General features: G+C 42.7%; 11 protein-coding genes. 10 read left to right on the forward strand and 1 reads right to left on the reverse strand.

The window, feature by feature from the left end:
* Nucleotides 1–218 precede the first annotated feature (218 nt).
* Both NSP_RS15170 and NSP_RS15175 read left to right on the forward strand, forming a co-directional pair.
* A complete protein-coding gene (locus NSP_RS15170; RefSeq protein WP_006198535.1) occupies nt 219–1562 on the forward strand; it encodes a hypothetical protein in 1344 nt (447 codons plus the stop codon).
* Nucleotides 1563–1601: 39 nt separating this feature from the next.
* Nucleotides 1602–2393 carry a hypothetical protein gene (locus NSP_RS15175; RefSeq protein ID WP_231859480.1) on the forward strand — a complete coding sequence of 264 codons (792 nt, stop codon included), beginning with the start codon at nt 1602–1604 and terminating at the stop codon, nt 2391–2393.
* A gap of 73 nt (nt 2394–2466) precedes the next feature.
* Here NSP_RS15175 and NSP_RS15180 read toward each other — a convergent pair whose 3' ends face one another.
* Complete coding sequence (locus NSP_RS15180; RefSeq protein WP_006198538.1) at nt 2467–3195, reverse strand: cytochrome b/b6 domain-containing protein; 729 nt, start codon at nt 3193–3195, stop codon at nt 2467–2469.
* Nucleotides 3196–3767: 572 nt separating this feature from the next.
* Here NSP_RS15180 and der point away from each other — a divergent pair.
* From der to NSP_RS15215, 8 genes are all read left to right on the forward strand, one after another.
* Complete coding sequence (gene der / locus NSP_RS15185) at nt 3768–5132, forward strand: ribosome biogenesis GTPase Der (RefSeq protein WP_006198540.1); 1365 nt, start codon at nt 3768–3770, stop codon at nt 5130–5132.
* A 176-nt stretch (nt 5133–5308) separates the two neighbouring features.
* Nucleotides 5309–6235 carry an energy-coupling factor transporter transmembrane component T family protein gene (locus NSP_RS15190; RefSeq protein ID WP_017804199.1) on the forward strand — a complete coding sequence of 309 codons (927 nt, stop codon included), beginning with the start codon at nt 5309–5311 and terminating at the stop codon, nt 6233–6235.
* Between the two features lie 43 nt (nt 6236–6278).
* On the forward strand, nt 6279–6449 hold the full coding sequence (locus tag NSP_RS26015) for a hypothetical protein (RefSeq protein ID WP_158442629.1): 171 nt from the start codon (nt 6279–6281) through the stop codon (nt 6447–6449).
* Nucleotides 6450–6536: 87 nt separating this feature from the next.
* Nucleotides 6537–6815, forward strand: coding sequence for a transcriptional coactivator PipX (gene pipX, locus NSP_RS15195; protein ID WP_006199162.1), 279 nt, complete (start codon nt 6537–6539; stop codon nt 6813–6815).
* Nucleotides 6812–7480: a YggS family pyridoxal phosphate-dependent enzyme gene (locus NSP_RS15200; RefSeq protein ID WP_006199163.1), complete on the forward strand. Its 669-nt coding sequence runs from the start codon at nt 6812–6814 to the stop codon at nt 7478–7480. The genes pipX and NSP_RS15200 overlap by 4 nt, the downstream gene beginning before the upstream one ends.
* Nucleotides 7481–7843: 363 nt before the next feature.
* Nucleotides 7844–8452 (forward strand): cell division protein SepF, encoded by a 609-nt coding sequence (locus NSP_RS15205; protein ID WP_006199164.1) that lies wholly within the window; start codon nt 7844–7846, stop codon nt 8450–8452.
* Nucleotides 8453–8582: 130 nt separating this feature from the next.
* A complete protein-coding gene (gene proC / locus NSP_RS15210; protein ID WP_006199165.1) occupies nt 8583–9395 on the forward strand; it encodes a pyrroline-5-carboxylate reductase in 813 nt (270 codons plus the stop codon).
* A 314-nt stretch (nt 9396–9709) separates the two neighbouring features.
* A complete protein-coding gene (locus tag NSP_RS15215) occupies nt 9710–12385 on the forward strand; it encodes a DEAD/DEAH box helicase (RefSeq protein WP_017804200.1) in 2676 nt (891 codons plus the stop codon).
* The last annotated feature ends 19 nt before the right edge of the window (nt 12386–12404 follow it).

Genomic DNA, 12404 nt, shown 5'->3' on the forward strand with positions numbered 1-12404 from the left:
ATCTTAATATTATAAATCTTGTGGGGAGGGCAAAGATGCCCGCCTTTCTGTAAGAAACCGAGAACAGGAAAGAAGGAATAAAGCTTTACTGAATCTTGTTGAAAAATCAAATATAATCACCCAATTTTATTCCTGAATTACTCCTAGAGATATGAAACAGGGAACAGGTAACAGTCAAACTTGGATTTTATATTTGCGTTTTTAGCAGGAATATTTTGATGCATAAGATACAGAAAATCCTCAAAAATAGTGATAATTTTAAATTTATTAGCCTTCACTATATTTATGGGAAATTCGGCAAAAGCTGCCTAACTTTTCTTCTACTGTTAACATCTCTTTTCATCAAGCCCGCAGTTGCTGCGGATTATACAGATAATAATGTTGTTGTTGAAAATCAACCCGCTCAATTGAATTTGTATCAAAACCTCAAACCATCGCCAAGATGTCAACTGAATTCTGAGTCAAATATCAGCTTACGACAAAGATTATTAGCATCTAAACAAAAGAATCCTGTTGCTAAATCACAGCCAAGCATTCGTGATTGTCTTACTGTTAAGATTCAACCTGAAACAGTCAGCAATTCTGTTTATGTAGACAACAATCTTGTATTGCCATCTGAAAATGTATTACAAACAAAGGATACTATAAATCAACAGTTATTGACTGATAAAAAAAGTAACCTTGATGTGCAAATACAAGAGCAAACTAATTTAGCGCAGCAAAAAGAACCTGAAACTCTCGCACAAATAGACTCTTCAGGATCTGTAGGCGATACCTTTGGCGATAGTGATAAATTACCCCAAGAACTATTCATTGATCCCATTTTGATCCGCCAAAAACCGTCAATTAAACGGAAGGAGCAAAAAGCTTTTCCCGGTTCATCAGCTGGTAATCCCTCCGCTTATGGTGCGAGTTCTGGTCAAGTTTATATTGGACTTGGTGTAGTTGTCCCCTTAGATGAAGATTCTGAAGGCTTTGTAGATGGTTCTTACTCTGCTGGTTTTGGGTTGGGAGATCCAATTAAATCTGTAGGATTAGAAGTTAATGCTAATTTTAGCAGCGCTGGTGGTGACTATCTTAAAGGTGGAGAGTTTGATGTTGGTACTAGCGGCTATATGGGCTTCAAACTACACAAATACTTTCCTGATGGTACAGCAGTAGCATTGGGTTGGTTAAATCCTGTGAAATGGGGAGAGTCTTCTAACAATCAAGATACCATTTATGGAGTAGTTACTAAGGCATTTCCACTGCAACCAAATAACCCAAATCATAAATTACCTTTGACTATTTCTGTTGGTGTTGGTACTGGCGGTTTTCGTTCTCTAGGAGCAAGAGCCGCAAACGAAAATAATGCTAATATTTTTGCAAGTTTAGGTTTGAGAGTCATACCTCAAGCATCCTTGGTAAGTAGCTGGACTGGAAATCGTCTCAATATAGGTTCGTCTATTACTCCGTTCAAGAACATACCTCTAATTATCAATGGGATAGTCACAGACGTAACTCGTAATTTTGATACTGGTTTAGGTTTTTCCTTCAGTGCAGGGTACAGTTTTCGGTTTTAAATGCTCAGTTGTGATGCAATTTCATCAACAATAAAAACAATGAATAAACCCAGATTTTTTCTCGCTTTTTTCCTAGCATTCACTGTTTTAAGTTATCTAGTTGATGCATCTAATACAGCATATGCTGGTAAAGAAATCGTTCCGGGAATTGGTTCCGATTCTGGTTCTGCAATTGGGGATAAAGAGATAGTTACGGGAACTGGTTCCGATTCTGGTTCTGCAATTGGGGATAAAGAAATCGTTCCGGGAACTGGTTCCGATTCTGGTTCCTCATCTGGGGATAAAGAAATAGTTCCGGGAACTGGTTCCTCATCTGGGGATAAGGTTAACGTATCGGGAACTGGTTCCGATTCAGTTTCCTCAACTGGGGATACTTTTAGACCTGCGCCTGGGGTTAATTTACAAATTGTTAATAATGGTAATACCCGGATACCAATTATTCGCGTACCAGCACAAGTTCAGGCTAATTTGAATCGAGTTGCTAATCATATACTCAATCAAGCAGCACCTGCTAATAGCCCACTTAGCACCATTAAACATATCTTACCGGGTGGAGTAAATACATTAGCAGCAACTCATCATGTACAGTCTTCTATAGTTAGAGTAGGAGTCTCACCATCAACAGCAACAGCATTGGTGAATAGTTTAAATGGACTTACAGGAGAAACACAGAATGTGAATATCTATAAGTTCAATGATGCTGTGACTGCATATAATCAAATTTTGAATGAGAGTAGTCCCGAAGTTATTCAAGGACTTGGACACAACCCAGAGTTTCTGACAATTAATAACCTGTTGCGGCAATTTAGAGTTCCTCTAAATCAACCTTAAAACCTGGCAAAATTTAGAGAGGATATAAATCAAGTTATTAGAGTGTCAATTTCCTCTGGCTTAAACCAGAGGATTATTTTTCAACCCCAGAGAAAAACAGTGGTAACACAAATGCTGCGATAATTCCCAGCAACACAAAAACCTCAATAATTCTCAGTGAAAAATTACTCTCTATTAACTGATTAATTCCAGCACTAAAATTCTGGGAAAAATTACTCGACCAAGTACGCAAACGACTATACCAATTTCTCGGACTATCTCCTGGGCGGAATTTCCCTGACCACATTGATAGTAACAACGGCGCACCACCCACCTTAGCAGACATCAAAAGATGAATGGCTAAACAACAAACTATAATCACCCAAGCTATGAGATGGAAATAATACCATAAGTGATCAAGTTCACCTATAGGTAGCCATTCTTCCTTCATCATTCTGCCAGATATCACCGCCAAAACTGAGGCAATCAGCATTAGAGTATTAACAATACGTTGCAGACTCACCCACCAAATTGGTTTACCAACCTGTGTGAGTTTTTGTAGAGAGTCTGGTTGTAATAGGCGCTTTTCTCCAGCATGAAAGCTATAGAGTGCGAAGGCTGGTAATAAAAGTAAGAAACATAAAGCCACAGTTCCGTGAATATCTTGAATTGGCTCAATTTTGGGAAGGGGAATTTTGCCAAATCTTTGGTCGAATGTGTTGTAAACTAAAAATCCGGTAATGATTGCCGTAATTACTAAAATTCCACTGATGCCATGCAGAATTCTTAACAACAAAGGCTGATAAGGGGCTGAACGACTCATAAGCTGATTTAGAAATTTTTGAAAATGTTTAATTTCGCCGTAGAATGTTTTAGATTATAAACTTTTTTGCTCATTTATGTAATTGCAAATCAAAATAATATTAAAACCCTCTCCGTATTCTACATATTGATCAAAATCACCGTCTTCATCATGGTAGTTAGACATAGAGAATTCCCCCAATTAACGAATAAAGAACTTACACTTAAAGTAAATACTAAAGATAATTTATTGGTTGCAGATATTCAAACTTAATTATTGAAACTTGTTCAGCCGTATTTAGCTACAAGCCAGAAACAAGGATTTCCGTTAATTCACACAACCAAAAATTTGGAAAGTACGTAAGCCCAATAACGCTATAGTTGCCAAAAACCACAAAAAACAAACATCTAGACGATAATCGCCCCCAAAATCCAGATGACATCTGTGTTCATCTGTTCAAATCTCTGTGATTTCTTCTCTTCGCACCCTGAGCGTCGGCTACGCAAAGGTAAAAAAAATGCACACCAATAAAGAATTAAAAAAGTTAAAATATAGATTGGTGATATAATATCTCTCTCACTCACCCTGGTTTTATGGGACTGCCAATTGTTGCTATTATCGGTCGCCCGAATGTGGGCAAATCCACCCTGGTTAATCGTCTCGCCGGGGAACAAACGGCGATTGTCCACGACGAACCGGGTGTGACACGCGATCGCACTTATATGCCATCTTACTGGCGCGATCGCGATTTTCTAGTTGTAGACACAGGTGGTTTAGTTTTTAACGACGATACCGAATTCCTGCCATTGATTCGCCAACAGGCACTCACAGCCCTCTCACAAGCCAGCGCCGCTATTTTGGTTGTAGACGGTCAAACTGGACTCACAGGGTCTGATCAAGAAATTGCTACATGGTTACGCCAACAACCAGTACCCGTCTTACTGGCTGTAAACAAATGTGAATCCCCAGACCAAGGCGCAGTTCAAGCCTCGGAATTTTGGGGATTAGGCTTGGGCGAACCTTACCCCATTTCCGCCATTCATGGTAGTGGTACAGGCGAATTACTCGACGAGTTAATTAGTCACATCCCCATCGTCACAGAAGTAGAAGAAGATAACGAGATTAAAGTAGCCATTATCGGCCGCCCCAATGTCGGCAAATCCAGTTTATTAAATGCTTTTGTGGGCGAAGAAAGGTCAATTGTTAGCCCCATTTCTGGCACAACACGCGATGCTATTGATACCGTAATTTCACGCAACGATCAAGTTTATCGCCTCATTGACACCGCCGGTATTCGCAGAAAAAAACAAATAGACTACGGTACAGAATTCTTTAGCATTAACCGTGCCTTCAAAGCGATTCGCCGCGCCGATGTGGTTTTAATGGTCATTGATGCCTTAGATGGAGTCACAGACCAAGACCAAAAATTAGCCGGGCGGATTATCGACGAAGGTCGAGCTTGTATTATCGTCGTCAATAAATGGGATGCGATTGAAAAAGACTCATATACCATTTACGACTACGAAAAAACTATAGAATCCCGGTTGCACTTTACAGAATGGGCAGAAACCATTTTTGTCAGTGCCTCTACAGGACAACGGGTAGACAAGATTTTAGACTTGGTAAATGAAGCAGCTGAATCACACAAACGCCGTGTGAGTACATCTGTAATCAACGAAGTCCTCACAGACGCTGTGAGTTGGCATTCACCCCCAGCTTCTAGGGGCGGTCGTCAGGGCAAAATCTATTATGGGACTCAAGTGGGTATCCAACCCCCAACCATCGCCCTATTCGTCAACGAAGCCAAACGCTTTAATGATAACTACCGCCGTTACATTGAAAGACAATTCCGCAAACAATTAGGGTTTAAAGGCACACCCATGCGTTTACTGTGGCGCAGTAAAAAGGTGCGGGAGATGGAAGTTGGTAGTGTTAACAGAGCAACTCGCGTTAAATAAGCTCATAGAGACCCGATTAATTGTGTCTGTACAAGTTGAGTAGGGTGTGTTATGCCGTAGGCTAACGCACCTTATAGAATTAGTGCATTGCCGCGTTACTAATTTTGCCATACAGCTAACAAATATAGTAGCGTTGCTTTCTTCTGCTTACTCAGCACTCAGCACTCAGAAAAGACATGGATTTATTGCGATCGCTACCACTAGGACTATACTTAGAACAGCCGCAAACTTGGCTACACAAACTCGATCCGCGTGTGAAAATAGCTTGGTTGATGAGCTTTCTCACCAGCTACACCTTTGCTAATAACGAGTGGCGAATACTACTGGTTGCATTATTAATTTTTTTGACTGTCATCGCCAGAATTCCTCGGCGAGTCTGGAAACAGCAAATGGGCTGGCTGTTAACCCTGGCGCTGTTTGTTTTCCTCTTGATCAGCATCAGTCCTGATGGTTTGGGTGTAAAATATCAACCACGCCTACCAACTAACCCACAAATCTTAACTCAGCCAGCAAACCCCAGTAATACCAATATTGTTCCAGCACCAACAGGCGAAAACCAAGGCTACAGCTACATCCTATTTCATAAAGGGCCAGTCAAAGTAACTCGCCGCTCAATTGATTTAGCCATCAGAGTTAGTACGATTATATTTACCGTGATTTACAGCAGTAACCTGTATTTGCTGACAACTGCACCCGAAGAAATCACCACGGCTATAGAAAGCTTAATGCAGCCCCTGCGACGCTTCAAAGTCCCCGTCACTGAAATTACTCTAACTTTAACTTTGTCCTTGCGATTTATCCCCCTAGTTCTCGAAGAAGTGCAAAATTTAATTCGCTCTGTGATGACCAGGGCAATTAATTGGAAAAAACTGGGGTTAAAAGGAGCCGTCAAAGTTTGGATGACAGTCGCAGAGAGACTATTAAAGAATCTTCTCTTACGCGCCGAACAAATGGCTAGTGCAATGATGGTGCGCGGCTTCACTAGCCCCAATGAACATCAAGTCAAATGGCACGAATTACGCCTCAAAGCCAGAGATTGGCTAGCGATCGCTATCCTCACCCTATTTTGGGGTGCTAGACTAGTTCTAGGAAATTTGGCTTAATCCCCTCATCCTCTTGGCTAATTTGCTCCAGAGAGCGATAATTATGGCAATATGGAAAGAAGCCAGAGCAACAGACATAACTAATTGCCTTTGTGATCTATCTGTTGTGCAGTTTTACGTTGCTACTGCCAACTTCATCTGCCATTCAGAACAAAAGCAAGGTTTTGATAACTGCCGAAAAGTTGCCAGAATCACTTATTTTCGCATCAGCTAACCAATCATTCTGGCGAAAGGGGTGTATTATCTTCTGAACATTTGTACTGAACTGCGAAAAGATATATACTCCTACCCTGACTATTAAATGAATCCAGAGAACTTAGAAACTTACATAAATCATCCAACTTGGGGTTTACTTTATCGGATCTGCATGGTCGATGATCAACAGGATTTGTTCACTACTCTTTATGCCCAACGTTTGTTTTTTTTGGTTGCAAACGACATTAAAGGAATCAAATTTCAGTCTATAGGACGTACTGAAGCTAGAATGTTGTTAGAAAATCGCTTGCGTACTCTACGCCGCACTGGTCAATCCCAGGAGTACGAGCAACTTCAAAGTGTTTTCCAACGCACATTCCAATGACTAGTTCCATTAGCGAACGTATTACCACTATTAGGGCTTCACTACCCCCTTCAGTCCGGTTGATTGCTGTGAGCAAAACCTTTCCGGCTGAGGACATTCGGGCTGCTTACAACGCCGGAATTCGCGATTTTGGCGAGAACCGTATCCAAGAAGCTGCCAGTAAACAAGCCGAGTTACAAGATTTACCGGATATTACCTGGCACTTTATTGGAGGGTTGCAAAGCAATAAAGCCAAAAAAGCCCTGGAATTATTTGATTGGATTCATTCCGTGGACAATTTAAAACTGGCGCAGCGCTTAAATCAATTGGCGCAACAGCTAGGAGTCACTCCTCAAGTTTGTCTACAAGTGAAAATTCTCCCTGACCCTAATAAGTCGGGTTGGACTGTCCCAGAATTATTAGCTGACTTAGACGCTCTCAACCAGTGTAAAAATTTACAAATTCAGGGTTTGATGACAATTCCGCCTTTGGGCTTGAATGACACTGAAATAATTAGTGTATTTAATGCCACACATAAATTAGCCCAAGAAATCGAGGAGCAAAACTGGTCTCACCTGAAAATGCCCGAACTATCAATGGGTATGTCAGGAGACTACCAATTAGCAGTGCAAGCTGGAGCAACGATGGTCAGATTAGGAACCATCTTATTTGGTAAGCGCACTTAGGGTATGAGCCATCAATTTTTGGTTCTGGTATCAATAGCACTAGGGATAAAATACAGAGAAAATTGCCTGACTACCGATGCAATATAATACAAAAAATCTTTCTTACCCCAAGTGACTACCCAGAAACAAACAGGGGAAAGTCACCTTTATTTATCAGAATCATTAGGCTATAATCTTGACTCAATTATTGTGTCTGAGTTAATCTACAGGCGTTCCCCAAAATGTCATTCATCAACCCTAATTGTAATAGAAGCTACAAACAGCGATAAAATTACTAAGTTGTCTGACCTTTGTAGCAATCAAGTCCGGTTACATTAACTCATAGCCAAAGCAATCAGGGCAACTTTTATCAGGAGCATAACAATGAACAACATATTTACTAAACTCCGAGACTTTGTAGGTCTCAATGAGCCAGTGGAATACGAGTACTACGAAGAAGAAGCCGATACAGACCCTGGTAATTACCAAAATCTGTATCAAGAACAAAATCCCCAACCACCAGCAACCGCAGCAGAAGCCACTGCTCAAAATCGACGCTGGCGAGAACCCATAACGACAATGGGTGATGATGTAGCCGCAGGATCAAAGTCTACGATGGGAAATGTGATTAGTATGCCAGGAGCGATTAACGGGATTTCAGAAGTTTTAGTCCTTGAACCTCGTACATTTGAAGAAATGCCCCAGGCAATTCAAGCACTCAGAGAGCGGAAATCAGTTGTGTTAAACTTGACGATCATGGACCCGGATCAAGCACAACGGGCAGTTGATTTTGTCGCAGGTGGAACTTACGCACTCGATGGGCATCAAGAGCGCATCGGAGAAAGCATCTTTTTGTTTACACCCAGTTGTGTGCAAGTCAGCACCCAAGGTGGAGTTATTCATGAAGTACCACAAACACCCGCTCGTCCTGCACGTCCCCCAAGTAGTTCCAATCAAGCCTGGGGCAACGACGTTAACCGCATGGTACAGTAAGGTTCAATTAGTCAAAAGTTCAGCCACCGAAATTTTTGATAATTGTACGGGCGGGTTTAACGAGACATGGTATTGTACCATAAATTAATAGGTTAAACCTGCTCTTATTGACTATTGACTATATAACTTAATGACTATTAAATTTGGCTTAATTGGTGGCGGAGTCATGGGAGAAGCGCTGTTATCCCGCCTGATTGCAAGGGAAATCTATCAAGCATCGGAAGTGATAGTCAGTGAACCCCTACCGACACGCCAAAGTTATTTGCGGCAAAAATATAATGTCAATGTAACTACAGATAATGGTCTGGTATTTACAGAAGCGAGTGAAGTAGTATTTTTAGCAGTAAAACCACAGGTATTCAGTGCGATCGCTCAAGAATTAGCAGACGTTCTGACTATCCAAATATCGCCCCTAGTAATTTCGATTTTAGCTGGAGTATCCTTAAGCCAACTAGAATCAGCATTTCCCCAGTTACCAGTCATTCGAGCCATGCCCAACACCCCAGCCACAGTGGGGGCGGGAATTACCGCCATGTGTTTAGGTGCATACACCAGCCCCAAGCATCACAAAATAGCACATCAAGTTTTTTCGGCAGTGGGACAAGTGGTAGAAGTTTCCGAAATGCTCATGGATGCAGTCACAGGACTATCTGGTAGTGGCCCTGCTTACGTAGCCTTGATGGTAGAATCTCTGGCTGATGGGGGAGTAGCCGCCGGACTACCCAGAGGTATCGCCAATCAACTAGCTTTACAAACTGTATTAGGAACCGCGACACTGTTGCAAGAAAACAAAATCCACCCCGCAGAACTCAAAGACAGTGTTACCAGTCCCGGTGGTACAACAATAGCTGGAATTGCCCAACTCGAAAAAGCCGGATTCCGTTCAGCTGTGATTGAAGCAGTCAAAGCGGCAGCACTGCGATCGCAAGAACTGGGAAAATGAGGGAGTAGGGAGTAGGGAGTGGGGAGTGTGGTCCGTGGGGAGAAGAGGAACGGGGGCAGGGGGCAGGGGGCAGGGGAGAAGAGGAACGGTTGTTAAGTACACTCCCCCTTGCTCCGGTGCTCCGGTGCGCCCCTGCTTCTTCTGGGGAGTGGTTCGTGTGGTCCGTGTGGTCCGTGTGGGGAGAAGACAGTAACTTCCTAATGACCAATGACCAATGACCCATGACCAATGACCAATGACCAATGACTAATGACTAACGAAGTTGACAAAATAGCCGTTAATATAGTAAAAAGTCCGGTTGCAAATTTGATTGAGTGAATTATCCCGCACCATCTCCAGAACTTGACTTAGGGTTAATATTTCCCTTTGAATTGGATCAATTCCAAAAAGATGCGATCGCGTCCCTAAATTCTGGACGCTCCGTAGTCGTATGTGCGCCCACAGGTTCGGGCAAAACTTTAGTTGGGGAATATGCCATCTATCGAGCCTTATCACGAGGGAAACGTGTGTTTTACACCACACCCCTCAAGGCATTGTCAAACCAGAAATTACGCGATTTTCGTGAGCAATTTGGGTATGACCAAGTTGGACTGTTAACAGGAGATATTTCTATTAACAGGGACGCACCAATTCTGGTAATGACAACAGAAATATTCCGGAATATGCTCTATGGTACACCCATCGGGCAAATTGGTATTTCCTTAGTAGACGTAGAAGCGGTGGTACTAGATGAATGCCACTACATGAACGATCGCCAACGCGGTACAGTTTGGGAAGAATCCATTATTTACTGTCCTCGTGAAATTCAACTAGCAGCCCTTTCCGCAACAGTTGCCAACAGCGACCAACTCACCGACTGGCTAAATCGCGTTCACGGTCCCACAGACCTGATTTATTCCGATTTTCGTCCCGTTCCCTTAGAATTTTACTATTGCAATCCTAAAGGGCTGTTTCCCCTGCTGAATGAGAGCAAAACCAAAATTAACCCCCGTTTAGCAAACAGAGGCAAAAGGAAGCAAGGAGACAGGGGTAGAAATGGTAGACCAGAAGCCCCTGGCATAGCTTACACCCTCAGCCAGCTACAGCAAAGGGATATGCTCCCAGCGATTTACTTTATTTTTAGTCGCCGGGGATGTGATAAAGCAGTAGCAGAAGTTGGTGATTTATGGCTGGTAAATAATGATGAGTCGCAAATATTACGCGAGCAAATTGATAATTTTTTAGCCCGTAATCCTGAAGCCGGGCGTTCTGGGCAAATTGCGCCCCTGTATAGAGGTATTGCTGCTCACCATGCCGGAATTTTACCTGCGTGGAAAGGATTAGTAGAAGAACTATTTCAACAAGGATTAATTAAAGTCGTCTTCGCCACAGAGACACTAGCGGCGGGAATTAATATGCCAGCCCGGACAACAGTAATTTCCACCCTTTCCAAACGGACTGATTCGGGACATCGCCTATTAAACGCTTCGGAATTCCTTCAAATGGCTGGGCGGGCTGGTCGGCGAGGGATGGATTTACAAGGTCATGTGGTGACAGTCCAAACCCCCTTTGAAGGCTCGAAGGAAGCAGCATATTTAGCCACATCTAAACCAGACCCATTGGTGAGTCAGTTTACACCCAGCTATGGAATGGTGCTGAACTTGCTGCAAATCCATACTTTAGAGCAAGCGAAGGAACTGATAGAACGCAGCTTTGGGCAGTACATGGCAACTGTGCATTTAACACCAGAGTATGAAGAGATTTCAGAACTGCAAACCCAATTAGCCCAACTTCACGAACAAATTGCCGCAGTTAATGAACATGAACTAGCAGTTTATGAGAAATTACGGCAACGCTTGAAAGTAGAACGCCAGTTATTATCAACCCTGCAAGAACAAGCAGTGGAAAATCGGCAAGAAGAATTTGTGATGATGTTGAGCTTTGCAGTGTCTGGAACACTGTTGAGTCTCAAAGGTAAAAACATCGCCGTATCTATACCCATCACAGCAGTATTAGTGGGAAAAATACCTGGTGGTGAAGCTCCTTATTTGATCTGCTTGGGGCAAGATAATCGCTGGTATGTGGTGACAACTAAGGATGTTGTCGATTTGTATGCTGAGTTGCCACGAGTGGATGTGCCAGAGCATATCGTACCACCTCCTGAATTGCTGTTAAAGCCGGGTCAATCGCTGCGTGGGAGTGAAGAAACATTTGCGATCGCCCAACGCATTCCTGAGTCTGGAGAAGGCTCAATATATATGCCTCCAGAAGTGGCTGAACAACTCAGTCGCGTTACCGCAGTCCAAGAGCAATTAGAAGCAAATCCCATCCATCAATCAGGCAATGTTAGCAAGATATTCAAACGCCGGGCGCGTTATGTGGAATTAGAAGCCGAACTTGAGGAATTACAATCACAAGTTGAGGAACACTCACAACGCCATTGGGAAGAATTTGTCAATTTAATTGCCATCTTGCAACAGTTTGACGCTTTAGATAATTTAGTCCCCACCAAATTAGGGCAAATTGCTGCCGCCATTCGGGGAGAAAATGAATTATGGCTGGGTTTAGTCTTTGAAAGTGGTGAATTGGAACATTTAGATCCGCACCATTTAGCAGCAGCAGCAGCAGCCTTAGTCATCGAAACCCCTCGCCCAGATAGTAGGGTACATTTTGAACTCAGTAACGAAGTAGTAGAAGCCTTGGCAAAACTGCGGAACATTCGCCGCAAAATATTTCAACTGCAACGGCGGTATAATGTCGCTCTGCCTATTTGGTTGGAATTTGAGTTAATTGCCATAGTGGAACAGTGGGCGCTGGGAACACCCTGGACAGAACTCTGTGAAAATACCACTTTGGATGAAGGCGATGTAGTGAGGATTTTACGCCGGACTTTGGATTTATTATCTCAGATACCCCACGTTCCTCATTTATCGAAAGATTTCCAGCGTAATGCTTATCGGGCGATGCAATTAATTGATAGGTTCCCAGTCAATGAGCAAGTCCTAAGTTGACAATTCATAGACAAAACTA

Origin of the sequence: Nodularia spumigena CCY9414 (genome assembly GCF_000340565.2) — a bacterium.
GTDB lineage: Bacteria > Cyanobacteriota > Cyanobacteriia > Cyanobacteriales > Nostocaceae > Nodularia > Nodularia spumigena.

Bases quoted from the DNA above. Each gene is read 5' to 3' on its own strand.
- NSP_RS15170 (WP_006198535.1), top strand. From the start codon at position 219: ATGCATAAGATACAGAAAATCCTCAAAAATAGTGATAATTTTAAATTT.
- NSP_RS15175 (WP_231859480.1), top strand. From the start codon at position 1,602: ATGAATAAACCCAGATTTTTTCTCGCTTTTTTCCTAGCATTCACTGTT.
- NSP_RS15180 (WP_006198538.1), bottom strand. From the start codon at position 3,195: ATGAGTCGTTCAGCCCCTTATCAGCCTTTGTTGTTAAGAATTCTGCAT.
- der (WP_006198540.1), top strand. From the start codon at position 3,768: ATGGGACTGCCAATTGTTGCTATTATCGGTCGCCCGAATGTGGGCAAA.
- NSP_RS15190 (WP_017804199.1), top strand. From the start codon at position 5,309: ATGGATTTATTGCGATCGCTACCACTAGGACTATACTTAGAACAGCCG.
- NSP_RS26015 (WP_158442629.1), top strand. From the start codon at position 6,279: ATGGCAATATGGAAAGAAGCCAGAGCAACAGACATAACTAATTGCCTT.
- pipX (WP_006199162.1), top strand. From the start codon at position 6,537: ATGAATCCAGAGAACTTAGAAACTTACATAAATCATCCAACTTGGGGT.
- NSP_RS15200 (WP_006199163.1), top strand. From the start codon at position 6,812: ATGACTAGTTCCATTAGCGAACGTATTACCACTATTAGGGCTTCACTA.
- NSP_RS15205 (WP_006199164.1), top strand. From the start codon at position 7,844: ATGAACAACATATTTACTAAACTCCGAGACTTTGTAGGTCTCAATGAG.
- proC (WP_006199165.1), top strand. From the start codon at position 8,583: ATGACTATTAAATTTGGCTTAATTGGTGGCGGAGTCATGGGAGAAGCG.